This window comes from Flavobacterium sp. 9R, from assembly GCF_902506345.1.
Taxonomy (GTDB): domain Bacteria; phylum Bacteroidota; class Bacteroidia; order Flavobacteriales; family Flavobacteriaceae; genus Flavobacterium.
The window spans coordinates 2,334,883-2,360,763 of the sequence record NZ_LR733413.1 but is presented as its reverse complement, the minus strand read 5'-3'; the positions used below and the strand labels follow the sequence as shown (position 1 = coordinate 2,360,763).

The following is a 25,881-nucleotide window of genomic DNA, read 5'->3' as shown; positions in this document are numbered from 1 at the left end:
AGCTTTTAAAGCCAGAACGGGGTTGTTTTATTTTTTAGCATTATTAATCAATACTAATGGAATGGAAATCTTGTGGCGCAAATGATCTATTGTGGTTCCTAATAGTAAATCTTTAAATCCAGTATGGCCATGCGTACCCATAATAAGTAAATCGAATTTGCCTTTATTGACCAATTTTGGAAGTACTTTGTTGGGCTTCCCAAAACCAAGTAGGGTTTTGACATGGAAACCTTTTTCTTGGAACATTTCCTTGTATTCTAATAACAATTTTTCGTCGATTGTAGTTTCGTGATCGTCGGTTTGTTTACCGTACATCATAGCGCCTACCGTTTCTACCACATGAATCAGCGTATATCTAGCCTCTTTTCCGCCCATATTAAAGGCGTAGTTAATGGCAGTTTCATCGGCAAAAGAAAAATCGACAGCAATAGCAATTTTTTGAGGGAGATGAGCCTCGGTAGCATTGAATTGCAAGGCCATATTATGTGGTGAATGATTTTGTATGGTATATTTTGTCTTAGCTAAGAATGGTTTTATAACAATATAAAGTAGTAAAATTAAGAAACCGATGGCAAGAGGAACTACGGTTAACCATAACACCATTGGGTTTTGAGACTCCGTTAACCAACCTTGAATCTCGTCAAAAACCAATTTGGCGTTGAGCGAAACAATAATCAAAGCTATAGTCCAAGCGGCTATTTTTGTTATCGTATTGATATGGAAACCATTCATTTTGTTTTTATCGCTTACAAAATGGATCAATGGAATAATGGCAAAACCCAATTGTAAACTCAAAATCACTTGACTGAAAATAAGTAGTTTTCCTGTGACACTTTCGCCATAAATCAAGATTACAATTACTGCTGGAACTATGGCAATTATTCTGGTAATAATGCGTCGTACCCAAGGCTGAATGCGTAAATTCAAATAGCCTTCCATTACAATTTGGCCTGCTAAAGTTCCCGTAATTGTTGAACTTTGTCCAGCAGCAATCAAAGCCACGGCAAATAGGATAGAAGCCCACTTGGTACCTAAAATTGGCGCTAAAAATTTGTGTGCATCTTGAATTTCGGCTACCTCAAATAGTCCGTTTTTGTAGAAGGTCGCTGCAGCCAAAATCAAAATAGCTGCATTTACAAAAAAAGCCAAGTTCAGTGCGATGGTTGAGTCGATAAGGTTGTATTTTAAGGCTTGTCGAATGCCTTTCGGACTGCGATCAAATTTTCGGGTTTGCACCAAAGACGAATGCAAGTACAAATTGTGAGGCATTACCGTGGCTCCAATAATTCCAATGGCAATATAAAGCGCAGCTTCATTTGGAATGGAAGGAATCAATCCTAAGACCACTTTGTCCATTTCGGGTTGGGCAAAAAACATTTCGAATACAAACGAAAATCCTATGATGGCTACCAAAACTATGATAAAAGCCTCCATCTTTCGGATGCCTTTGTTGATTAAGAAGAGGAGTAAAAAAGTATCCAAAACTGTAATCAAAACGCCTTCAATCAACGGAATGTCAAACAGCAAATTAATCCCAATCGCCATTCCGAGTACTTCGGCCAAATCACAAGCAGCAATCGCAATTTCGGCCAAAAAATATAAAATGTAATTCACAAAAGGCGAATACGTTTCACGGGACGCTTGTGCCAAATCGCGTTGGGTGACAATCCCTAAACGAGCACTCAAACTTTGCAATAGCAACGCCATAAGATTACTCATCAGCAATACCCATAATAGGGAATAGCCAAATTGACTTCCGCCAGCAATATCAGTGGCCCAGTTGCCAGGATCCATATAGCCTACACTTACGAGATAAGCTGGGCCTAGAAAAGCCAAGATTTTTCTAAACTTCGATTTTTTATTTTGTGTAGTCACTGATTGGTTGACTTCTTCTAAGGAATGACTCAATTGTATAGTGTTTTAAAACCCAAATATATACAAAAAAAGTTCACTTTAAATATTTTTTTAGACTTGTCTAAATGCTTCTCTGCTTAATGTCAATTTATAAGAGTTCAATCGAAAAGAATTATAGCCCATTCCTCTTTTTTTCATCTTAGTTGTCGTAATTTTGCGCGTTTAATAGCGACAGTTGATTTTGTAAGCTGTTTATTTTTAATCATTTCTTTTTTATGAGTAGTAGTTATTCCTTTAGTTCACAAGAAGTTTCCCTTTTACCCCAAGTTAAAAAAGGTAGCAAAGTAACCGCAGTATTTTATCATTTGTGGGTCAATTTGGTACAACCGGACAATAAATTCATATTTATTGATACGGTTGAATTGCATTTTGAGAACGAACAAAAATTGTTTTTCAAAATCAATGAGGACGATACAGGATTTTCTATCGTGACCGATTATGATTTCGAAAAAGAGCAACAACAACTACATGAACAATTTAACGGTACCTTATCTTTAAAAAGAATTGACGTTGCTGCTGCGCCTTTATGGATTGAAAACATCAAAACACCATTGCTTGGAATAAAAGTAGAACGTGAAGATACACTTGGGTCTGGCGATTATGTCAGCATAACTTTCGAAGCGGGAGCTTTGGAGATTGATTATGATCAAGAATCTGGTTTGACGGTTCAAATTTTTGAAGATTTGTAAGCTAAGCAAGATAAAATTATATTAAAATCCAGTATTGAAGTTCGATATTGGATTTTTTTCGTTTGTATGTATTTATTTTTTTAGATTTGTCTAAAATATTATTTACTCTAATGAAATTATTATATAGCTATTTGTTTTTCTTTTCGTTATCTCTTGCTTTGGCACAAGAAAAAGCTACCCTTCGCGGACAAGTCATCTCCGAAAATCAACCCGTACCACAAGCGCAGGTCGAAATTATAGGCACTGCTTTTGGGACTCAAACTGATAGTTTGGGCTTTTTTGAAATCTCACAATTGCCGCTACAACGCTACACGCTTCACGTTACTGCTATCGGAATCAAAACCCATCAGCAGTCCATTAGCAGTACGGATTTTAAGCATTTACTAAAAATAAATGTGGTGACCAACGAACAACTGCTCGACGAAGTAGTCGTTTCGGGTACAATGAAAGCCGTACGCCGTTTGGAAAATCCTGTGCCGGTAGAAATCATTTCAACCACTTTTTTGAAACAAAATCCCACCGCTTCTGTTTTTGAAGGCTTGCAAAACGTCAACGGTTTACGTCCACAGAACAATTGCAATGTTTGCAACACCGGCGATATTCGCATAAATGGGTTGGACGGCCCTTACACGATGGTCACCATCGATGGAATGCCCATAGTGAGTGCTTTGGGAACGGTGTATGGTTTGTCTGGGATTCCGAATGCGATGATCGACAAAATCGAAATCATCAAAGGCGCCGCTTCGAGTTTGTATGGGAGCGAGGCAGTAGGAGGATTAATCAATATCATTACCAAAAAACCACAAAACGCCCCTCAATTTACCGCTGACTTGATGACCACTTCTTGGTTAGAAAACAGTCTCGATTTGGGTTATCGTACCAATATTGGTAAAAATGCCAATGCCCTTTTTGGACTCAGCACGTTTTATAATGACCATCTAGTCGATAATAATGGCGACAATTTTACGGATATTTCTTTGCAGAAAAGAGTTTCCTTTTTTAGCCGTTGGCATTTTGAGCGCCGTTCCAAAAAAGAAATGAGCCTCGTCGCTCGTTATTTGTATGAAGACCGTTGGGGTGGCGAAATGCAGTGGAATTCCAGCTTTCGCGGCGGCGATCAAGTTTACGGCGAAAGCATTTACACTTCACGCTACGAAATCTTAGGCAAGTACCAATTGCCTCTGGATGAAAAAATGAGCCTGCAATTTTCGATGGTGGGCCACGATCAAAACTCGGTCTATGGTACTTCCGTTTTTTTGGCGAACCAAAAAATTGCGTTTGGGCAATACCTTTGGGATAAAGAGCTCAAAAATCATTCGCTTTTGTTCGGTGCAGGTGCGCGCTTTACTTGGTATAATGACAACACGCCCGCTACGGCCACTTCCTCTCAAACCGCTATTTACAGTGGATTTCTCCAAGACGACATCCGACTTTCTAAGCAAATGGGTTTGCTGCTAGGCGCGCGTTACGATTACCACCCAGCGCACGGCTCGATTGTCACGCCTCGTCTCGCCTTGAAATGGAAACCCACCGCCACCGATATTTTGCGACTCAATTTGGGAACGGGATTCCGAGTGGTGAATTTGTTTACCGAAGATCATCAAGCGCTTTCAGGAGCTCGAGAAGTGGTGCTCAAAGGCGATTTAGACCCCGAAACTTCGTATACCGCCAACCTGAATTACCTGAAGAAATTCGATACCAACACCGCGGGCGTGCTCACCCTCGAAGCTTCAACTTGGTACACCCATTTCAAAAACCGCATCATTGCCGATTATGATACGAATCCCAACCAAATCATTTATGCCAATCTCGATGGTTTTTCTAGAATTTTCGGAAGTAGTATTTCCTTGGATTGGGTCAGTCCGTTTGGGTTAAAAGGCACTTTGGGCGGCAGTTATTTCAATCCGTTGACTGAGCAAGAAGGCCGTCGTTTTGTGCCTCTGTTTACCGAAAAAGTCAGTTTGTCTTGGGCCTTGAGCTACGAAATCCCCAACTGGTTCCTTAGTTTGGATTATACCGGAAGTTATACAGGCAGTATGCGTTTGCCCTTGTTGTCACCACTCGATCCGCGTCGTGAGTATTCCTTGCCGTACAGCATTCAAAACATCCAAATCACCTACAAGAAATTCCACAACATGGAGTTGTTTGGCGGCGTCAAAAACCTCCTGAATTGGACACCCAATCGCGGAAATCCCTTCCTGATTGCGCGTGCCAATGACCCTTTCGACAAACAAGTCACCTTCGATAGCAACGGCGTTGCACAACCCACTCTGGACAATCCCTATGCACTCACTTTCGACCCGACCTATGCCTACGGACCCAACCAAGGCATCCGCGCTTTTGTGGGCTTGCGATGGCATTTGGATTAATGTTTAGGAGCTGCTCCCTGCTGTCCACTGTATCTGTGTCTCCGAACCCCGGAGCCACAGGATGCCGTTCCCATCAGGGCTAGGAACGTTAGCGCAATATAATTTCAATTTTTAAGTACCAAATTCCAAATCCCAAAAGTGTCACCCTGTGCGTACTTGAAGGACAAATTCCAATCATTGCAGGGACCGCTCCCCTCTAGAGAGGGGCTGGGGGTGTGTTTTTTAAATTCCAATCCCGTGACTTTGAAATCAAAACAACAAACTATAAATCCCAAACTCCAAACTGAAATAGAAAGCGTTGTAGTGAAAATTGTATATATTTGAGGGAATAAAATCTGATTTTTGTAAGAATTATTAACTGTTTACCTGAAATGCAGAAAAAAACAATTAAAACCCAACCTATTTTATGAAAAAGACATCTTTATTATTTTTATTATTGATATCAAACCTATCGAGTTTTGCACAAAATAAAATTGAAGCTGAAAAATTAGTGGCTGAAGGAGTTTCATATCACGATAAAGGAGATTATTCAGGAGCAATTAATAAGTATAATAAAGCATTAGAACTAGATAAAGACAATTTATTAGCTTTATCTGAAAAAGCATTTTCACTAATTTCATTGGAAAAATATGATGATGCAATTGAGATATGCAAACAAGCCATTAAAATGCACCCTGGAGAAGATGTAAAAAACGTATATGTGAGCTATGGAAATGCTTTAGATCATTTAAAAAAAACAGATGAATCTTTGGAAGTTTATAGCGAAGGAATAAAGTTATTTCCTAATTATTATCAGTTACATTTTAACAAAGGAATTACTTATTCAAGTATTAAGAGATATGATGATGCCATTAATTGTTTTAAAAAGTCTATTTCGATTAATCCTAAGCACGCAGGTTCGTTAAATGCAATAGGAATCCTTGAAATGGAGCAAAATAGAATTCCTTCAATTTTAGCTTTTTCAAGATTTTTTATTATTGAGCCTCAGACGGCAAGATCAAAAAAGAATTTTCAATATATGCAAAAATTGCTTATGCAAGGTGTGACAGAAACAACAAAAAAATCTGTTTCGATTAAAATAGATTCAAATATGCTTAACGATTCTACCGATACAGGAAAAAAGAAGGAAAATAATTTCTCAATGACAGATTTAATTTTGTCTATGGATGCTTCTCAAGATTTCGATAAAAAAAATAAGAATAAAACTGACGTTGAGAAATTTATTAGAAAATTTGAAACTATTTGTTCTTCATTAGAAGAATATAAAAAGGATAATTTTGGTTTCTATTGGGAATTTCTTGCACCTTATTTCATCGAAATGAAAAATAAAAAGTTAATTGAACCATTTGCATACATTGTTTTTGTTGATTCAAGTAGCGAAGATGTTTCAAAATGGTACAAAAAAAATCAAGATAAACAGGATAGATTTTATGATTGGTCTAAAAATTATAATTGGAAAAAACAGTAAATATGCACTTCAGCTAATAGCCATAAGATGGTTTTAGATAAAAGGCTGAATGAAAAGTTCCTTATGTATTTTGAAGTTCTTCGCTCACAGAAATATAAATCTTACTTTAGCCCCAAATCTGATGAAATGAAGAAAATCATAATTGTATTTATTGGAATGTTTATGTCTTGTTCGACAAATAAAATCGATTTCTCTCAATTTGAATTATCAGAATTGCAACAAAAAGGATATTCAATTACTTTAGATACTAAACCAATTGATTTATCTAATACATATTTGGATATAAAAAATATCTTAAGTGTAAATCAAAATAAATCTATCAAAGTAATAGAAATTGTTCGAAAAAATAAAAACAATAGTTTTATTTCATTAGATGATTTACTTATCCAAAAAAACTTAAGTCCCAAAATTGACTATTTAGTTATAAATAACATACAAATTAATGATTCTGAGATTTCAAAAGTTAAATTCGAGAATGGCTCTATTAAGTATTTTCGATTACTGACTCATAAAGATTATCAAGGAAAAGAATTCGATGATTTACCTCAAGTGAAAGAGAGAATAGGAAATGGAATGCTTATCATAAATACAATATCGCCTTTATAATATCAATGTCACCTAGGAGCTACCGTAACAGTTCTCCAAGGAAACTGCGAAAGTAGGTTTAAAAATCTTTTTCCTAAGCCTAATGCAAAACATAAACGAATACCAAACCACCCTATGAAAAGAATCCTATCCTTTTGTTTTTTACTTTTTACTTTATTACCCCTTGTGTCTTATACTCAAGGTACTAACCTGTCGCTTGGGAATGATTTTATAAGCTCTTTATTGGTCGAAAAAAACTATGCCCAGGCCTATACTTTTTTTGATGAATCGGTAAAAAGCAAAATCGCTGAACCGCTTTTAAAAGAGACAGTAGAAAAGCTAGAAATGCAATTAGGCAAGTTTAAGTCGGTGATTGAAACCACTAACGAAAACGAAACCTATTTGTATTATGCAGATTTCGAAAAATTTAAATTAGATATAAGAATAGCCTTTAATGAGAAAAGTAAAATCATTGGTTTCTTTTTTGTGCCTCATAAAGAATTCAAAACGCAGCAGTCATTGGGGAAAGAGTATACTATAAAGAGCAATGGCATTGATTTGAAAGGGACGCTTCTGATTCCCGAAAGCGGAAATCTAAAAAAGTTAGTCCTTTTTGTGCACGGTTCGGGACCCAACGATAGAGACGAAACCGTTTTTGAGAACAAACCCTTCAAAGATATTGCAGAAAGTCTTTTTGCGAATGGGATAGCTTCTTATCGTTTTGATAAAAGAACGTATTCTAATCCTGAAAGTTTTTCGGATAAAAGTACCATAGATGATGAAGTTACCAATGACGTTTTAAATAGTATTAAGCATTTTAAAAATGATACACAATTTTCAGACTATGAGATTATAGTTTTGGGACACAGTTTGGGTGCTTTTTTATTGCCCCGAATTGCAAATCGTTCCAACCAAATCTCAAAAATCATTCTATTGGCGGGTAATGCAAGACCATTGGATGTATTGATTCAAGAGCAATTCGATTATCTATACACACTCAATCCATCAAACGAGATGAAAGTTGAAAAGGAAAAAATAAACCAACAAATTGCAAATTTGCATTCAAAATCATTCAATTTAACTACTTTAAAAGATAATCTTCCGTTAGGCTTATCCGCTCCGTATTGGAAATCAATCTTGGACTACAAACCGTTGAAAGACATTCAAAAAGTAAGCATTCCAACGTTGATTGTACAAGGCGAAAGGGATTATCAAGTCACGATGAAGGATTTTGAACTTTGGAAGTCTAGTGTGAAACACAAGAAGAAGGCAAAATGTATCAGTTATCCTAGACTCAATCATTTATTTATGACTGGGACAAGCCCATCTAATCCTCAGGAATATGGAATTAAGGGCACTGTTGATACGAAAGTAATAAAAGACATTAAAGATTTTATTGTGGCTGAATAAGTTGAATTTTATCAGCGGAACGTATTGATTTAGGTTTGAAAGCGAAAATTAAACAATAAGAAATAGTATTTTTGAAACCATTACAAGAAGTTATAAAACTTCTTCAGGATTTAAAAAAATAAGTATCAACAATGAAATTTCACTACAACACCCAAGAGCAAACCCTAGTCATTCAAGACGGATTGAAAAATCATCATTTTTTGCTGAAGCTTTTGATGATTTTGAATTTACTCAACGCGGTTCTGAATGTTTCGACTTTTAGTATAAGCACTATGGGTTTTATGCAATTGGTTTGGATTTTTCTGGGATTGGTATCGGTAGTGGTGTTGTATAATTTGACGGCGAAGAATACGACTTTAGAAAAAATTCCAGTGAACACGATTAAAGGGCTAAGGGAATATTCCTTTTTTGGAAAAAAACGCTTGGCCATTGTACTCAATAATGGAAAAAAACGCGATTTGGTGGAGGTGAAAACACCACAAGAATTTAAAGAAGCGCGCAAAATAATGAAGCAAGTAGGGGTTAAGGATTTATAAATCTAGTTCAATTCCTGTTTTTTGTTTTTCAAATAATTGAATAGGAATGGGCTTTAGCCCATTCATTAATGTTAGTTCAGTTTGGGGCTTTAGCCAAAATCTACACTAGTTTTGGCTAAAGCCCCTCTATTTTCTATAATTATTTTCTCTCTCTCTATAAAGGGAATTCTAGAGATTACCAATCATTTTTTATATTCTGAAAACGAAACGTTCTCGTCTAGCCCTGATGGGAGCGGCATCCTTGCTTGACGGGGTTCGGCAAGCAAGATATAGCGTACAGCAGGACGACTCGTGTGGTGAGCAGGTTAGTGGTGCTCCTCAAACTAGTGTAAAAAAGCATTTTTTTTTGGGGATAAAAGTTATTTTTACGGTTCAAATGCGCAAGATATGATTTTTAAAACAGCAAGTCTGGCGGATATTCCTGTGATTTGGGATATTTTGCAAGCAGCGATTGCCCAACGCAAAGAAGACGGTAGCACACAGTGGCAAGACGGTTATCCGAATTTGGAAACGGTGACCAATGATTTTGTTAAAGGATACTCCCACGTATTGGTCGAAAATGAGGTGGTGGTAGCTTATGCAGCCATTATTTTTGGGGAGGAACCGACCTACAACGACCTGCAAGGCGAGTGGTTGAGCCATTCGGATTATGTGGTCGTGCATCGTGTGGCTACCGCACCTGAGTACAAAGGAAAGGGAATTGCCACACTTTTGTTTGAGAAAATTGAGGCGTTGAGTATTTCTAAAAACGTGTTTAGCATCAAAGTAGATACCAATTTCGATAACTTTCCGATGTTGAAAATTCTCGAAAAATTGGGTTATACTTATTGTGGTGAGATTGTGGTTCGCGGTGCGCCACGAAAGGCCTTTGAGAAGTTGTTGAAATAGGATGAAACTACATAAAAAAGTCCAGCAATCGTTTATGGTTGCTGGACTTTTTGGTTTTAATTGTAAATCATTTTATAGTTGATTTCCTCAGGGGCCAACAAACGAGCCCGATGACTAAAATCGACTAGTATTTTGAGTTCCTCCAATTCGTAGCGATTCAGCAAAATGATGAAGTTGTTTTGCAGGGTTGGAATGGGGATTTTCTTTTCATAAATGGAATTTTCGTATTCCTTTTCCCAGTATGCACTGTCTATGGAGTTGAGGTACACCCTAAATCTGTCAAATTCCACCGCATCAAAGTTGAAGGTCAAATTGTTAAACGAAAGATTGTACAGCGAACTATGCGTACAATAAAATAACAGTCCGTTATTAGTTCTATTTAAAATGTTTAGGGTGCACATCGTTTTTGGTTTTAGCGAATTACAAATGCGTTAATGATTTTGGCTACTTCTTCTTTTGAAGCATCGGGTTTTAAATCGAATAGGATACTGAATAATGATTTCTTATCTACTTTTTTCTCCAAGTTTAGGTCTTTGTTTTGCCCGTAAACTTTTGCCCATTCGTTGCGTACTTTTGCCCAAAGGTCTTTGTTTTTTGCCCACCATTTTTGTGCCAATTGGCATTTTTCGTCTGGTACTTTGGTGTAAATATCCATTCCTTTTTCTTGTGCCAAAAGCACATCCGAACCTCCTTCTGTACGAATCAATTTGTCGTTGTCTTGTTCGTGTATCCATCCTTTTGGAGTGATTTCGTGTATGTTTCTTCTTTTCAAAACATTGTAATCGTTACGTTGTGTGTGTTCTCTTCTTGGCAAAGGCGCATCGGTTGTATTTTTCCAAGATGTCACGCCATCTACTGTGGCCCAAGAAGCAGAGCCTTCGTATCTTGGACTGTCGTCTACTTGGTACACTTTCTGTGTCCATTGCCCTTTTACGGTTTTAGGGTCTAACTTTTTGTATTTCCAAGTGAGGTCTTTGTGAAACTGCAACAAATCGGTGTTTTCATAGAGCCAGTCTTGTCGCCAGTGTTTTACAATGTCTTCTTCTTTGTTACCCGTAATGAGGAGGTGTTGCAAAACCAATTTGTTAGGCGTGTTTTCTACCAATTCTACCCATTCCAAAGCTGTCTCGTGTTTGGTTTTAGACGGTTTGTAACTAGCGCTATCTTTTGGATAGTCAAAGGTTTCGGTAAAATTGAATTGTACTTCATAACAACCACAAATCGCTTGTATGGCCTTGATGTCTTCTTTTTTCTTGGCATTTTGTCCAAAACTTAGAGTCGTACTTAGTGCAAGTGCACCTAGGATAAGCATTGATTTTGTTTTCATTTTTTAATTAGTAAGGGTTAAAATTATGCGGACAAAAATACTATATTAATTTAGAATAAATAAAAATAAAATATATATTTGCCGAAAATAATTAAGATTAATTCTAAATAATGAAAAAGAGTATAGCGGTTATTATCTTGTTATTGCCAGTATTTACAGGCTATTCCCAGCAAAAGGTGCAAGATTCGCTTCAGGCTAATCCGCTGCAAGAAATTGTGGTGACTGGACAAATAGAACCCCAGTCTTTGAGAAAATCGGTTTTCAATGTTCGGGTGATTTCGAGTCAGGATATCAAAAATTTAGCGGCGAATAACTTGGCCGATGCCTTGAATCAATATTTGAACATTACCGTAAGACCTAGCAGTTCCGATGGGCGTTCTACCGTTTCTTTATTTGGTTTAGACGGACAATATTTCAAAATATTAGTCGACAACATTCCATTAATCGGAGAGGCGGGTTTGGGGAATAACGCCGATTTGTCTCAGATTAACTTGGACGACATCGAACAAATCGAAATCATTGAAGGTTCGATGGGCGTGACGCACGGTGCCAATGCCGTAAGCGGTGTGCTCAACATTATTACCAAAAAAGGTTCGCGCTACAAATGGAGTTTGCGCGCCACAACCCAAGAAGAATCGGTACACAACGAATTCTCACTTTTTGACAAGGGACGCCATATTCAGGCTTTAGCACTTTCTTATGCACCCAACGAAAGATGGTTTTTTAATGCATCGCTGAATCGGAATGATTTTCAGGGTTTTTTGGATGGCAAAAAAGGGAAGGATTATTTCGAAAATGATGCCACGCGCGGCTATCGCTGGTTGCCCAAAGAACAATGGAATGCTACCACGATGTTGGGCTACCAAAAAAACGCTTTTCGAATGTTTTATAAGTTCCAATGGCTCAACGAACGTGTCGATTTTTACAACAGCACGGTGCAGTCGGGCTATTCACCAACGCTTGGTTCTTACCGCTATGCTATGGACAAAAGGTATTGGACACAACGATTTTTCCACAATTGGAATGCTTCTGGAAAACTAGAAAACGGAATGAGTTATACCGTTTCGCTTTCGCATCAAAAACAACAACGTGATACTGAAAACTTTAGGTACTATCTATTTACACAGCAAGAAAATGAATCCGTGAGACAAAAAGACCAAGCGATGGAAGTGTTGTATAGCACTGGAACGCTTAGTAATTTTTTCAAAAGTAAGAAAATAGATGTGCAATTGGGCTATGAAGTGGTGAGTAATTTGGGCTATTCTTTGGTGCAAGAAGGCAACAATCTTTTTGTTCCGATAGCGAAACGCTTGAACAATTACGATTGGTTTATGAGTTCAGAAATCAAAGCTACGCCTTCTTTTTCTATTCGTCCCGGAGTTCGTTATTCGTTGCAATCGCAATTCGACAACCAATATGCGACTTCCTTGGGCTTGCGTTATTTGTTGCTAAAAGGAATAGAACTGCGCACTTCTTTAGGGCAATCTTTCAGAACCCCAACATTCGAAGAATTGTACACCAAACAAATTTTTGATGGGCATCATTTTACGGGCAATGAAAATTTGATTCCAGAAACTAGTTGGTCTTATGAAATGAGCGCGAAGAAAACGGCATTTTTCGACTCAGGATTGCAAGTAGCGCATACGTTTACCGCCAATTATCTCAAAGTCAATGACCGCATCGATATGGCATTGGCGCGATTCAATGCCGAGACAGGTAATCCAGAATACGAATACATCAACATCAGCCGCTATCAAATGTGGAATGTTGCGACCACGAATCAGTTCAAGGGTAAGAATTGGCTGTTCAATTTGGGGGCTTCTTTGGTAGGTGTTTCCCAAAAAATCGACAATCAAGTTTTTGTGTCAGATGACCGGTTTTTGTACACCTTCAATGCCAATACTAGCGTATCGTATACTCTACCCAAATGGAAAACGATTGTTTCGGCCTACTACAAATACAGCGGAAAAACCCAGCAATTCATAGAAAGTAGTGCTGCGTATGTGATTTCCGAAATAGACGACAGCCATTGGTTGGACGCGACCATTCAGAAGAATTTTTTCAGCAATACACTCGAAACGACTATAGGCGCGAGAAACTTGTTCGACATCAAAAATATCAATCAAACTAGAACCGGAGAAGGCGCAGGACACGCCACGTCCAACCAAGTAATGCTGGCTTACGGACGTTCCTTTTTTGTAAAACTGACCTATAACCTTAATCTTTAATATAAATCAAATTGTTATGAAAAAAACCTTTTTAATTTTAGCCTTAGCCTTAGCTACTTTGAGCTCTTGTTCCAACGATGACGAGGGAAACAAACCAGAAATTCCTTCTTTAGGAGCGATTTTGCAACCCGCAGTGGGTGGGCCAAATCAACCGAATCAAGTCTATGCAGATTTGAGCACCAGTAAAACCGATGCGATTCCGAGAGGGTCTTGGGATTTCGGATTTTCAACGGGTGCAGAATACCGAGTAATCCTCAACGGAGCGTTAAAAATGGCCGTAAAAAAACTAGAAACTACTGATATTACCTTGCCTCAAACCGCAGATGCTGCTGTGGCAGTTGGCGGAGGAACAACTTTGGCCAGCAATGGTTTTGTCGATAATCCAACGGGTGTTTTAGAAGGAGCTGGAGCAGGAGTGGGAACGGCCATCGCCGCGGTTGCTGCCAACGATGCTGAGAACAAAGTCTACTTAGTCAATCTAGGTTTTGCAGTTTCGACCGCCACGGCAGGCGTTGGCTCGGTGAGTCTTGATGGCGAAGCGAGAGGCTGGAAAAAAATCAGAATTCTACGCAACGGAAACGGCTACAAAATCCAATATGCGGACTTGAGTGCCACTACTTTTACAGAAAAAACCATTGCCAAAGACAGTAATTTCAATTTTACATTTTTCAGTCTGTCCGAAGGCAAAACAGTAACGGTTGAGCCACAAAAAACCAAGTGGGATTTGAATTTTACGCCTTTTACCAATTATTTGCCCACAGGAACCGCTGAGGTAACCTATGGCTATTCCGATTTTATCGTGACCAACAGATTGGGCGGCACACAAGCCTACCAAGTTTTGGTTGCCGATGGTGGTAGCTATGCTGATTTTACCTTAGCAAAAGTAGTCGAAGATAAATTTACAACCTCCAAAACCGACCAAAGAGTGATAGGTGCTAACTGGAGAAGCGGTGGCGGACCAACTACCTTGCCGAGCGTGAGAACCGACCGTTTTTATGTGGTCAAAGATGCCGCTTCCAACTACTACAAAGTGCGTTTCCTCGCGATGAGTAACGAAGCGGGACTAAGAGGAAATCCTACGTTCGAGTATGCCAAATTACAATAACTGTCTAAAATTGTAGTTAGTTTTTTTATTTTGTTGTTGTTAGTCAAAAGGTTGCTTCGGCGGCCTTTTGTGTTTTGGGATATCGTCTTATAAAGCGTTGGAATTGTTTTTTTAGGAGCTAATCCTGCTGTCCGTTGTAATCTCCGCCTCGCGTGGCTTTTTGGGCTAGGTCGCAAAGTAGCTTCTTTTAGTCGCTCTTTCCGTCCTGCCCAAAAATAGCCACCCGAGCCAGAGGATTTCCACTCCCATCAGGGCTAGGAACGTTAGAACGAGAAAATCTCAATTTTTAAAATCCCAAATTCCAAATTTTTGGGTGCACTGCTCCCCTCTTGAAATCGAAGATTCAACGACTCCGATAAATAAATAAAATAGGGAGTTATAGGGGCTGGGGGTGTGTTTTTGTCGAATTCTATCACGCCATTTGCTCAACTATCCAAGACAACAAGATATTGACAACAAACCATAAACTAGTAAAAGGTTTGTAGTGAAAATTGTATATATTTGAGAAAGTAAAGTATCAATCTTGTTATACCATCTATTAGTTATCAGTACTAGTAAAAAGCAGCGTCAATATTGAAACAGTGAAATATTTTATTACTTTTACCCGAAAAACGATGTCATACAATTCGAACCAACTAAGAGATTTTTCAACACTTTTTTCGAGAAGTGAAGTAAACCGTTGGCTAAAAGGAGATTTTGATTCCATTGACATTAAGCTTAAAAGGTATAATCTTGTAGAGCAAAATAAAGGTAAATCGTATCTTAAATTTCTTCGAAATACATATCAAATTCTCGAAAAAAACTATCCAAATGAATATGTATTAAAGAATGAGTTTTTAAACAATTGGCTAAAGAAAGAATTAGGAACTAGCAATTCTGTGATATTCAATGAATTTAGAATTGGTAAAGCTATTGCTGATTTGGCTATGTTCAATGGAGTTTCTAAAGTATTTGAAATTAAAACTATTTTAGATAAGGAATATAGATTGTCGAATCAACTTAAAGAATATAAGAAAATTTTTAATGAAGTTTATATCATTGTTCCAAACGTACTTTTATCAAAATATTCAAGTTTTGACGATTCAGTCGGTATAATTTCCTTTGATTCTGATTCAAAAGAGTTTGAACTTGTTCAAAAAGCAGAGAGAATTAACAAGATAGATTCGAACACTTTAATGGAAGTTCTTCATACGAAAGAATATTTAGAAATTTCAAAAGCATATTTTGAACAACTCCCTGAAATGAATTCCTTTAATCAGTTTGAGATTTGTAAAGAACTCATATCAACAATACCACAAGAAGATTTGAATAATTTATTTATTACTTCTATGAAAAAACGAAATATAAACAACCAGTTTTTCAATAAGGTAAATAGTGAATTCAATCAGATATGCCTTTCTATGAATTTCAAAAAACAGGATAGAGATAACCTAATTAATGGTTTAAAAACAAATACTATTTAGATTATGTATTTCCCTTACTTAAGAGCAAGACAATTTGAATTAATTAGTTTGAGAGAGCTAGTAAATGATGGTAAATTACAAAATATTACACCAGTATTAGAACCAGTAAAAGAAGGTTTCAATAATCTTAATTTAGCCCACAAAGTTTTTCAAGAAAAAGATTTTAACGCTTATTTGATTGTTAATCCTTTTAAAGGTGAAAAAGCTGGCGATAAAGAGTTTTTTCTTACTTATCTTTCAGAATTAGAAAACAGTAAATTCTTGCCAGCATTTCATTATTCTGATAATGCAGATTATATAATTTCAAATATTGAAAAATATAATTTAGATAATTGTCTAATTATATGTCTAGATAATTTTTCAGATGAAGAAAGTTTAAAAATACTTTGTTCAAATGAAAAAATCAGTAAGATTATGCTTTTAGAACCTCATAAGTATAGAAGTTTAGACAGAAATATTAAAGGTTTAGGGAAGTTTTACATAAGATTAGATGATGTTTTCGAAAAGCAACAAAAAAATGCCGACTTTTTAGATATTAAAGCTCATAAATTTACAGAAGAACACTTGTATTATGACAAAGATGGTTATCAAGCTTTTGCTGACTTTACGGCATTGCCAAGTGAATTTGTAGAAGGAGGTAGCACACCAAGAGCTGTTGTTATACACCTTACTTATTTAAATAAAGAATTAGAAAATCAAATATGGATAAGACACTTTACTTCTAAAGATGTTGACTCCATTGCCAATGTACAGGGTAAATTTGCTCAAGCAGCTGAAAAAGCAGTCGATTTTTGCGATAGCTTACCTTTGTTGAATTCTGCAACAAATGAATTAAAAACATATTTGGAAGAAGGTAGATATCCTGGTTTAGGAACGGTAAAAAAAATTTCCATTAAAAATCATTTGCTAATTATAAGTGACTTCCTAAATTAATGCTATGCAGTTTGTATGTAAAAAATGCTTTTCTGATAAAGAACTAATTGGGTTCATTGTTTCACAAGGAAAAACAGGAAATTGTGATTGTTGCAAAAGTGTAGATGTTGAAACTGTCGAATTGATAGAACTTTTAGACTTCTTTAAAGAGCTGTTTGATAACTTCCAAGTAAAACAAGAAGGTAAAAGTTTAATATCCTTAATTCAAGGAAACTGGAACTTATTTAGCGATTTGAATTGTGGTCATAAAATATTGAATGAAGTCCTTAATCAAACTGATTCAACAATAAGTAGTTCTGAAGATTTAGTAGATTTTAGTGAAGAAATTCTTGAGAATATAAACTATTGGTCTTTCTTAAAAGAGCAATTAAAATGGGAAAGAAGGTACTTTACAAATATTGATACTTTAACGGAAGATTTAGGTTGGGATAGTTTTTTTGAGAGCAAAACTATCGTAAATGAAGATGAAGAATATTATAGAGCAAGATTACATCAAAACTCTCAAGAAGAAATTTATCCAATTGATAAAATGTCATCTCCTCCCGCACAATATGCTTCAGCTGGACGTGCTAATCCAATAGGAATACCTTATCTTTATTTAAGTGATAATCAAGAAACAATTTTGTATGAAGTTAGGGCTTCATATTTGGATGAAATTTCAGTTGCCATTTTTACCAAAAACGAAGAGTATCAGAATGAAATAATAATTTCTGATTTCACAGAAATCCCTACTTTATATCATCCAAACGACGTTAACAAGAAAATCAAATCTACATTATTAAAGCAGTTAATAAGTAGAGACTTATCTAAACCAATGAGAAGATATGATTCTGAAATAGATTATATTCCTACACAGTTTATTTGTGAGTTTATCAAGATATTTACAAATGTTCAAGGAATAAAATTTAGAAGCTCCCTTCATAATACTGGTTCTAATTTGGTGCTTTTTAATCAAGAAACTATGAAATGTAGAAGCGTGAAAAAGGTACAGATTTCCAAAGTTAATATAAAAGCAAGAGAAATATAAAAGCACTATCTATGTCACTCGCAGTAAGTAATTTGAGTATTTGGGTTATTTATGTATTTGGAAGATTTGACAAATGCGAAGAATCTTAGAGCATAACATAAATCCGATTGGAATTATAATTTTAATACAGCATAACAATGAGTAGAAGCCTAAAATCGCTATTTGTAATTTATGACATTCCAGATTGGTTTTTAATCATTTGTATTTTAATTTCTTTGCCTATTTTGGCTTGTCCTCTTGTTTTTTACTTTTCACTATTTATTTTTGATTCTCCAAAATCAGGCGGATTAGAATTTTTATACTTTCTGCTAATTAATTCTTATTCAATTGTATTGATTGCAAATGCGCTTTTAAGTTTTCATTTTTATAGAAAATCAAAAGTTATAGGAACAGTAATTCTTTTATTTCCACTGCTTCTATATTTGCTGTTTGGATACTACTTTATGAATATCTAAAAATAAACTTTTATTGACTTAAACGTATTAAGCAATTGGCTTTATGGTAAGTTGGTTTTATTTGTAAATTTGAAGTCAGGGCTTGATGTAGCCCCAAATACACTTTGGAACTACTACGATTACATCATTTAAACAAAACAGAAAACAAACAAAATATGAAAGTGCCTTTTTATCTTTTTTTAGCTATTACTTTACATTCTTTCGCTCAAGTAAAAGTGATTAACGGTGAAATAAAGGATATAGAAAATAAAGCTGCCTTACACTACGCAAATATTGGAATTGCCAATAAAAATACGGGAACGGTATCAAATTCTGAGGGGAAATTTTCTTTAAAAATGGATGAAAGTGTCAATGAAAATGATGTAGTCACTTTTTCTTATGTTGGTTATCAATCAAAAACAGTAGCAGTATCACAACTTACTCTTCCGAATAACATTATTGAATTAACGCCTTTGAAGAATCAATTAGATGAAGTAGTGGTCAAATTTGTAAAACCAAAGCCTAAAGTATTGGGAAGAAATTCGAAAGGTCTTGGACTAATGCATACCAATTTTTATACCTATTATGAAAAAGATGTTGACGACCGATTGAGTAAAGAAGTTGGGATGAAGTTTACACTAAAGAAAGATTGCAAAATAAATGATTTGAATTTTAACATCACTTCAAATGAATTCAGTTCCCTAAAATTTAGGTTGCATTTTTATAAAATTGAAAATGGATTGCCATCAAATCGTATTGTAGAAAAAGATATCGTTTTTGAAATCAAAGATGAGTTTAAAGGTTGGTTTAAGGTAGACTTGAAACCGTATGAAATATATTTGGATAAAGAAACAGCAGATGTAGCAGTTACTATTCAATGGGTGGAAAGCAAAAAGGCAAATGAGAAAAGCAAATACTTTGGCATTTCAACAGCAAAGTCAATAACTGAAACCAGTTTTTACAGAGAAAAAGCAATGGATAGTTGGAGTAAAAGTGGACAAAGTATGAGTTTTTACCTCAATTCAATGTGTAGGTAAAAAATGAACTTTTATCAACTAAAATATATGAAGACAATTGGTTGGATAGAAAGTTGTTTTTGTTTTTCTAAACACTAGGTTTCACCTAAGAGAAGCACGTTTTTTTTGTATTTTGAAAACCAAACGTTCTCGCTTAGCCCCGATGGCAGCGGCATCCTTGCTAGGCGGGGTTCGCCTAGCAAGATATAGCGTACAGCGGGACGACTCGTGTAGGAAAGTCGGTGTGGCTGCTCCTAAAAATCAAAACAATCATTAGAGTTTGTAAGGTGGATAAAATAGCCGTTGGGCGCTTGCTGTGAATTGCGGTTATTTTCCTTATTTTTGGCGTATGACTTCAGAGGCTACGGTTCAATACGATTATATTTTTACTGGTGCGGGCTTGGCGGCTTTGATGACGGCGTACAAAATGGTGTCGTCTCCTGCTTTCCAAGACCAAACCCTTTTGTTACTCGACGAAGATGCCAAAAAAGCGAATGATCGTACTTGGTGTTTTTGGAGTACTTCGCCCAGTATTTGGGATGGTGCCGTTGCGAAGCATTGGGACGTGGCTTGGTTTGCTTCGCAAGCGTACAGTCGGGATTTGACTTTGCAGCCGTATCGCTATCAAATGATTCGCGGCATTGATTTTTACCAGCAAGTGTTGGCTTTGTTGCAGCAACATCCGAAGGTGACTTTTGTGCAGGAAAAAGTAACCGACATAGAAGAAACCGAACAGCAAATTTTTGTAAAAACCTCGCAAGCGGTCTATTTTGGAAAGCGCGTGTTGAACAGTATTTACAATCCTGCTTTGGTGGCGCGTCAAAACGAGTATCCTGTGCTGCAACAGCATTTTGTGGGGTGGTTTGTGCAAACGAACGAGCCCGTTTTTACGGCTGAAAAACCTACGTTTATGGATTTCTCAGTGGCGCAAAAAGGGAATACGCGTTTTATGTATGTGTTGCCGACTTCGGCTACCGAGGCTTTGGTTGAATACACGCTTTTTTCGGCCAATCTCTTGCCTAAAGCCGAATATGAAACGGCCATCAAAGACTACTTGCAGCAACTCGGAGTGACGAGTTATACCATACAAGAAAAAGAGCAGGGGAGCATTCCAATGACTTGTTATCCGTTTTGGAAAGCAAACACGAAGAATGTCCTGAATATCGGCACCGCTGGAGGTTGGACCAAAGCGAGTACAGGCTATACTTTTAGGAATTCGGACAAGAAATCGGATGCGTTAGTTCACTTTTTGCAACGCGATTTGCCTTTTACCGCCTTGGGGAAAAGAACTAAATTTTGGTGGTACGATTTGTTGTTGTTGGATATTTTGGACCGCAGCAACGAATTGGGAAGTGTCATTTTTTCAAAGTTATTCCAAAAAGGAAAACCCGATTTGATTTTTAAATTTTTAGATGAAGAAACTTCTTTTTTTGAGGACTTACAAGTAATCTGGAAATGTCCAAAAGTGCCTTTTCTTAAGGCGTTGGTGAGGGTTGTTTTTCGATTGAAATAGTTTTTTTAACCGCGAAGCGCGCAAGGGTTTACTTTTGAACATATAAGTCAGATAAGTTTTGGATTAAAATTGCGGGTGTTTTTAGAACCATATAAGGAAGGTTAGGGCATATAAGATTTAGTCTAAAAGCAAAAAATCCAAGTGATTTAACCTTGAAGGTGCAAAGTTTTAATCTGTGTACATCTGTGCAATCTGTGTCTTTTTACCGCGAAGTTCGCAAGGGTTTACGCAAGGGACGCAAAGACTATAGCAACAGTTAGACAATCAATTAAACAGTTAAACGATTAACCGATTAAACATAGGAGTCATAGAAGTTTTGGATAAAAATTGCGAGTGTTTTTTGAACCATATAAGGAAGGTTAGGGCATATAAGGTTTAGGTTTAAAAGGAAAAAAATCTTTTGATTTAAGAGTGAAGGCAAAGATTTAATTCGTGACTATTAGTGAAATTCGTGTTTTTTTCTCTCAAAGGCGTAAAGTTTTAATTTTATTTTAATTTGTGTCAATTCGTGAAATTCGTGTTTCTTTCTTTACATTTGCAACAGATGACAAACAAAGCTTTCATATCGAGGATCTTTTTGCTGATTTTGTTGGCGACTATGGTTTTTCAAACCAAGCATAGTTATGCCCATTTGATAGAGCAGCTAGAAGCTCCGATTTGTCATCACGAAAACACGACTTCAAAAAAACAAATCACACACGCGCACCATTATGCGCAACCTTGTTCGGTTTGTGCTTATTCTGTTAACAGTTTCTTGCCACCTTCTTCCTTTTTTTGGGAAAATAGCGAGGCTGTAACCTATAGTAAAACGACTAAGTTTTATCTATCTTCAACCTTTACTTTCTATTCAGGAAGTTTATTTGCTTTACGGGCACCGCCTGTAGTATAGCTTTTTTTGGAAGTGAACGGACCTTTTGGTAGTCTATAATTTGTGATTAAAGGACATTTTGTAGTCAATTCAATAGCGTTTATCTCACTTCAATACGTCATTTTCGAGACTCGAGAATGGCGATAATCCTATTTTAATTTTTTTTGAATATCAAAATGCGAGCAAAAAGCTATAGTGTTTTCGTGTTCTTTTGGTTTACGGCTTTGGTTTTTTCACAAAACAAACTAAGCGGTACCATTACTACTGAAACGAAAAAAAACCTTGAAGGTTGTCACGTACACATTGGAAATAAAACGGTAAACACCAACAAAAATGGGTTTTACGAAATCAAAGACTTGCCTTCTGGTGCGTTGAAGGTTTCGTTGTCCTATGTGGGCTATCAAACTATTGACACGGTAATTACGTTGACATCGGATAGGGAATTGAATTTTGTTATGAAGCAAAATACAGAGGCTTTGTATGAAGTTTTGGTGAAACAAAAAAACACGACACCCAATCAGTCGGTGCTGGAACAAAAAGTGAAAGCAGCCACGATTGAGAAGTTTAGTAATCAGTCCTTGGGCGATGTTTTGCAAGAAGTAGCTGGAGTTTCAGGTTTAAAGACAGGAAGCACCGTGGTGAAACCTATTGTAAACGGAATGTTCGGAAGCCGAGTGCCTATCATCAATAACAACGTCCGTATGCAAGATCAAGAATGGGGAACAGAACACGCTCCCAATTTTGACATCAATGCTGCGGGAAAAATAACGGTGATTAAAGGCGCTTCAGGATTACAATACGGTGGCGACGCTGTGGGAGGTTTGGTGATTTTAGAACCGATTCAAGTCCGAAAAGACACTTTGTTTGGAAGAACGATGTTCAATTTGGCTTCCAACGGAAGAGGTGGGTCGGTCACTACAAGTTTACACAAAGGTAATGACCTAGGTTGGAGCTGGAACGCACTCGCTACCTTTAAGTATATGGGTGATAGAGAAGCACCTGATTATGTTTTGTCGAATACGGGTAACCGTGAATCGAATTTTACGGGTGATATAAAGTATACTGGAAAACATTATTTCCTGTCAGGATTTTATAGTTACTACAACGCCACTATTGGAATTTTGAGCGCTTCGCATACGGGAAGTATCAATGATTTGTACAACTCAATCAATAACCAAAAACCTTCGGTAATCAAAGATTTTACTTATAACATCGACAACCCAAAACAAGAGGTGCAACACCATTTGGCAAAGTTGAATTATCAGTACTATTTTGATGAAACGGCTTCTCTTTCTTCGCAATATTCTTTTCAATTCAATAAACGATTGGAATTTGATGTAAGAAGAGGTTCCTTCAATAATCTAGCGGCTTTGGATTTGGAATTGTCTACACACAATTTGAATGTAGATTTCAAGAAAACCTACCACGATTGGCATTTGAAATCAGGAATAAATGCAGGTTTCCAAAATAATTTTGCCAGTCCTGCCACGGGTATTCGTCCGTTGATTCCCAATTATGAAAAGCTAGACGCTGGAATTTACGGAATTGCGAGTGTTTCTTTATCAGACGGTTTGGTTCTAGATGGTGGTTTGCGCTATGACTTTTCAAAAGTAGATGCCAAAAAGTTTTATTTTAAAAGTAGATGGACCGAAAGAGGTTATGATGTTCTTTTTCCACAATTTGTGGTAAGAGAGGTGGGAGACCAAATTTTGGCGCACCCTACTTTTACCTTCCATAACTTATCGGCTAGTCTTGGTTTTAGAAAAACGTTTGATGAGCAATGGGATTGGTATACCAATATTAGTTTGGCGACCCGTAACCCAAATCCATCGGAATTTTTCAGCGATGGATTGCATCATTCTACTGGAATCATTGAATTAGGGGATTTGTCACTGAAAAAAGAGCAATCGTTAAAATTGTCCACTACAGTTCAAAAAGCTTGGACTGCCTTTTCATTCGAAATCAATCCCTACATCCATACGGTGCAAAACTATATGTTTCTTCGTCCTGTTGGTGCCGAAACGACTATTCGTGGTGCCTTTCCCGTTTGGGAATACCAACAAACCAAAGCGCTTTTAGGTGGTGTTGATGTACAAACTAATTGGACAATCAATTCGCAATGGCAACATCGTTTTACAATGGCTTACATCAAAGGGAATGATCTAGATAATGACGAACCGTTGATCGATATGCCTCCTTTTCATTTTACCAATACCATCGAATTCAAGAAAAAAGAATGGAATGAGTTGTTGCTGGAGTTGAAGAGTGAGGTTGTGATGAGACAACAGTCGTTTCCTAACAACAATTTCGACATTAACTTAGTGGATAGCGACGGGAATCTAACCCCAGCTTTATTAGACATTAGCACTCCGCCAGCAGGGTATCATTTGCTTCATTTTTACAGTGAAATGAAATTCAATACGTTTTACAAAACCACGACTACACTTGGGTTTTCTGTTCAAAATATATTCAATACAAATTACAGGGATTATCTCAACCGCCAACGCTTCTTCGCAGATGAAGTAGGGCGCAATTTTCAAATTCAAATAAAATTTAATTACTAATTACAACTTAATTTAAACCCAATGAAAAATTCAAAAATTTTAGCTTTAGCCTTACTTACAGTATTTACTTTCTCTTCTTGTAACAATGATGACCCAGAAGTAGTAAATGAAGAAGAAGTAATCACTACAGTTACCACAACACTTACTGCAGGTAGTTCAGTGATCACTTTAACCTCAAGAGACTTAGATGGCGATGGACCAAATAAGCCAGTTTTAACTGTTTCAGGAGATCTGAAAGTTAATACTACCTACAAAGGAACCACTACTTTCTTAAACGAAACGGTAACTCCTGCTGATGATATAACCAAGGAAGTAAAAGAAGAAGGGGATGAGCACCAATTGTTTTATCAAGTACCAGCAGCAGTAGGAACGTTCACCTACGGGGATATGGATAAGAATGGAAATCCGATTGGTCTAATTTTCGAATTGAAAACTGGTGCAGCTCCGGCTACTGGAAAACTTACAGTTACGCTTAGACATGAGCCTAAAAAATCAGCGGCAGGAGTTTCTGCTGGAGATATCACAAATGCTGGAGGAGCAACTGATGCTGCTGTAACTTTTGATGTTAAAGTAGTGAACTAGTCATTTGTCCATATAGAATGCTAAAAAGCGTTGCTTCTTGCAGCGCTTTTTTTTTTGGAGAGTATCAAAAGGGAAGTGATTCAAAATCTATCGTTTGCGTTAGTAAGTTTCCGTTATTACTGTGTTTTCAGCGGTTTTTGAGTTTGAAAAAGCCGTAAATTTGGGGAACTATGAAAAATTAAATTTGTTATGGAAGTTATAAATAAGCCCAATAAATATGAATTGGGCGAAATGCTCCTAGAAATCGGTTCGATACTGATGGTTTCTGGAGCCAATACAGAAAGAATCAAAGTAACTATCGATAGAATAGCTGGGGCATTTGGTTGTGATTCACAATTAATGATTACCAATCACGCCTTGATGATTACTTTGGTGTATCAAAACAAAAATAAAACATTTACCAGTGTTAAATGGGTGCCCAATATGCATTTAAATTTTAACTTGATTTCCGAAATCAGTATTATGAGTTGGAAAATTGTTTTGGAAGGATGGAGCGTAGAGCGCATCAATAAAGAATTGGCAACTCTGAACAGAAAGCCATTATATCCAAGAATTTTGGTGCTTACAATGGTAGCCCTTGCAGGAGCTGCTTTTTGTAGATTATTTGGTGGAGATCTTGTAGAAATGCTAGCTTGTTTTGTAGCTTCATTTGCTGGTCTTTTTGTGAGACAAGAAGCTATGAAATTGAAATTTAATTTTTATTTGTGTGTCTTTTTTGCTTCGGCTACAGCGGCTTTAGTTTCGGGATTTTATTTTTTCTTTAATCCTTCGCTTACTTACATTCATGCTTTTTCGACCTCAGTTCTTTTTCTCATTCCTGGTGTTCCAATGATGAATTCTTTTTCGGATCTGATAGATGGGAACATCTTAAACGGAATTACTCGCGGTGTGAATGTATTAATCATTGCATTTGCTATCGCTCTTGGGCTTTTAGTGGGATTGTTAATTTATAATTTCTAAAT

Annotated in this window: 22 protein-coding genes; 19 read left to right on the top strand and 3 right to left on the bottom strand. The window is 36.7% G+C overall.

Features of this window, described 5'->3' with window-relative positions; genetic code table 11:
* Nucleotides 1–27: 27 nt before the first annotated feature.
* On the bottom strand, nt 28–1,908 hold the full coding sequence (locus tag FLAVO9AF_RS10610) for an Nramp family divalent metal transporter (protein ID WP_159688191.1): 1,881 nt from the start codon (nt 1,906–1,908) through the stop codon (nt 28–30).
* Nucleotides 1,909–2,129: 221 nt separating this feature from the next.
* Here FLAVO9AF_RS10610 and FLAVO9AF_RS10605 point away from each other — a divergent pair, with 221 nt between their 5' ends.
* The 7 genes from FLAVO9AF_RS10605 (at nt 2,130) to FLAVO9AF_RS10575 (ending at nt 9,859) form a co-directional block, all read left to right on the top strand.
* Nucleotides 2,130–2,603 carry a hypothetical protein gene (locus tag FLAVO9AF_RS10605; protein ID WP_159688189.1) on the top strand — a complete coding sequence of 158 codons (474 nt, stop codon included), beginning with the start codon at nt 2,130–2,132 and terminating at the stop codon, nt 2,601–2,603.
* Between the two features lie 110 nt (nt 2,604–2,713).
* Entirely contained in the window at nt 2,714–4,972 is a 2,259-nt protein-coding gene (locus FLAVO9AF_RS10600) for a TonB-dependent receptor (protein ID WP_159688186.1), read from the top strand.
* 406 nt (nt 4,973–5,378) lie between these two features.
* Nucleotides 5,379–6,440, top strand: a complete 1,062-nt coding sequence (locus FLAVO9AF_RS10595) for a tetratricopeptide repeat protein (protein ID WP_159688185.1) — start codon at nt 5,379–5,381, stop codon at nt 6,438–6,440.
* Nucleotides 6,441–6,467: 27 nt separating this feature from the next.
* Nucleotides 6,468–7,046 (top strand): hypothetical protein, encoded by a 579-nt coding sequence (locus tag FLAVO9AF_RS10590; protein ID WP_236552312.1) that lies wholly within the window; start codon nt 6,468–6,470, stop codon nt 7,044–7,046.
* Nucleotides 7,047–7,160: 114 nt separating this feature from the next.
* Nucleotides 7,161–8,435: an alpha/beta fold hydrolase gene (locus tag FLAVO9AF_RS10585; RefSeq protein WP_159688181.1), complete on the top strand. Its 1,275-nt coding sequence runs from the start codon at nt 7,161–7,163 to the stop codon at nt 8,433–8,435.
* 131 nt (nt 8,436–8,566) lie between these two features.
* Nucleotides 8,567–8,971 (top strand): hypothetical protein, encoded by a 405-nt coding sequence (locus FLAVO9AF_RS10580; RefSeq protein ID WP_159688179.1) that lies wholly within the window; start codon nt 8,567–8,569, stop codon nt 8,969–8,971.
* 387 nt (nt 8,972–9,358) lie between these two features.
* The gene (locus FLAVO9AF_RS10575) at nt 9,359–9,859 is read left to right on the top strand and encodes a GNAT family N-acetyltransferase (RefSeq protein ID WP_159688177.1); all 501 of its coding nucleotides are present in this window, start codon (nt 9,359–9,361) and stop codon (nt 9,857–9,859) included.
* A gap of 56 nt (nt 9,860–9,915) precedes the next feature.
* On the opposite strand, the gene FLAVO9AF_RS10570 is transcribed toward FLAVO9AF_RS10575, so the two are convergent.
* Nucleotides 9,916–10,260: a DUF6686 family protein gene (locus FLAVO9AF_RS10570; RefSeq protein ID WP_159688175.1), complete on the bottom strand. Its 345-nt coding sequence runs from the start codon at nt 10,258–10,260 to the stop codon at nt 9,916–9,918.
* Nucleotides 10,261–10,271: 11 nt separating this feature from the next.
* Nucleotides 10,272–11,186: a DUF6607 family protein gene (locus FLAVO9AF_RS10565; RefSeq protein WP_159688173.1), complete on the bottom strand. Its 915-nt coding sequence runs from the start codon at nt 11,184–11,186 to the stop codon at nt 10,272–10,274.
* 110 nt (nt 11,187–11,296) lie between these two features.
* Between FLAVO9AF_RS10565 and FLAVO9AF_RS10560 the strand changes: the two genes are divergently transcribed.
* The 12 genes from FLAVO9AF_RS10560 to FLAVO9AF_RS10505 all read left to right on the top strand — a co-directional run bounded on the left by FLAVO9AF_RS10560 (nt 11,297) and on the right by FLAVO9AF_RS10505 (nt 25,879).
* Nucleotides 11,297–13,414: a TonB-dependent siderophore receptor gene (locus FLAVO9AF_RS10560; protein WP_159688171.1), complete on the top strand. Its 2,118-nt coding sequence runs from the start codon at nt 11,297–11,299 to the stop codon at nt 13,412–13,414.
* Nucleotides 13,415–13,430: 16 nt separating this feature from the next.
* The gene (locus FLAVO9AF_RS10555; RefSeq protein ID WP_159688169.1) at nt 13,431–14,519 is read left to right on the top strand and encodes an HmuY family protein; all 1,089 of its coding nucleotides are present in this window, start codon (nt 13,431–13,433) and stop codon (nt 14,517–14,519) included.
* Nucleotides 14,520–15,133: 614 nt separating this feature from the next.
* Nucleotides 15,134–15,982 carry a sce7726 family protein gene (locus FLAVO9AF_RS10550; RefSeq protein WP_159688167.1) on the top strand — a complete coding sequence of 283 codons (849 nt, stop codon included), beginning with the start codon at nt 15,134–15,136 and terminating at the stop codon, nt 15,980–15,982.
* Nucleotides 15,983–15,985: 3 nt separating this feature from the next.
* Nucleotides 15,986–16,915 carry a sce7725 family protein gene (locus tag FLAVO9AF_RS10545; RefSeq protein WP_159688164.1) on the top strand — a complete coding sequence of 310 codons (930 nt, stop codon included), beginning with the start codon at nt 15,986–15,988 and terminating at the stop codon, nt 16,913–16,915.
* Between the two features lie 4 nt (nt 16,916–16,919).
* Entirely contained in the window at nt 16,920–17,942 is a 1,023-nt protein-coding gene (locus FLAVO9AF_RS10540) for an RES family NAD+ phosphorylase (RefSeq protein ID WP_159688161.1), read from the top strand.
* 137 nt (nt 17,943–18,079) lie between these two features.
* Entirely contained in the window at nt 18,080–18,397 is a 318-nt protein-coding gene (locus tag FLAVO9AF_RS10535) for a hypothetical protein (protein WP_159688158.1), read from the top strand.
* 155 nt (nt 18,398–18,552) lie between these two features.
* A complete protein-coding gene (locus FLAVO9AF_RS10530; protein WP_159688155.1) occupies nt 18,553–19,413 on the top strand; it encodes a carboxypeptidase-like regulatory domain-containing protein in 861 nt (286 codons plus the stop codon).
* Between the two features lie 328 nt (nt 19,414–19,741).
* On the top strand, nt 19,742–20,905 hold the full coding sequence (locus tag FLAVO9AF_RS10525) for a lycopene cyclase family protein (RefSeq protein ID WP_159688152.1): 1,164 nt from the start codon (nt 19,742–19,744) through the stop codon (nt 20,903–20,905).
* Nucleotides 20,906–21,449: 544 nt separating this feature from the next.
* Nucleotides 21,450–21,794, top strand: coding sequence for a hypothetical protein (locus FLAVO9AF_RS10520; RefSeq protein WP_064715427.1), 345 nt, complete (start codon nt 21,450–21,452; stop codon nt 21,792–21,794).
* 155 nt (nt 21,795–21,949) lie between these two features.
* The gene (locus FLAVO9AF_RS10515; protein WP_159688149.1) at nt 21,950–24,337 is read left to right on the top strand and encodes a TonB-dependent receptor domain-containing protein; all 2,388 of its coding nucleotides are present in this window, start codon (nt 21,950–21,952) and stop codon (nt 24,335–24,337) included.
* A 21-nt stretch (nt 24,338–24,358) separates the two neighbouring features.
* The gene (locus FLAVO9AF_RS10510) at nt 24,359–24,919 is read left to right on the top strand and encodes a type 1 periplasmic binding fold superfamily protein (protein ID WP_159688146.1); all 561 of its coding nucleotides are present in this window, start codon (nt 24,359–24,361) and stop codon (nt 24,917–24,919) included.
* A 189-nt stretch (nt 24,920–25,108) separates the two neighbouring features.
* Nucleotides 25,109–25,879 carry a threonine/serine exporter ThrE family protein gene (locus tag FLAVO9AF_RS10505; RefSeq protein ID WP_159688144.1) on the top strand — a complete coding sequence of 257 codons (771 nt, stop codon included), beginning with the start codon at nt 25,109–25,111 and terminating at the stop codon, nt 25,877–25,879.
* Nucleotides 25,880–25,881 lie beyond the last annotated feature (2 nt).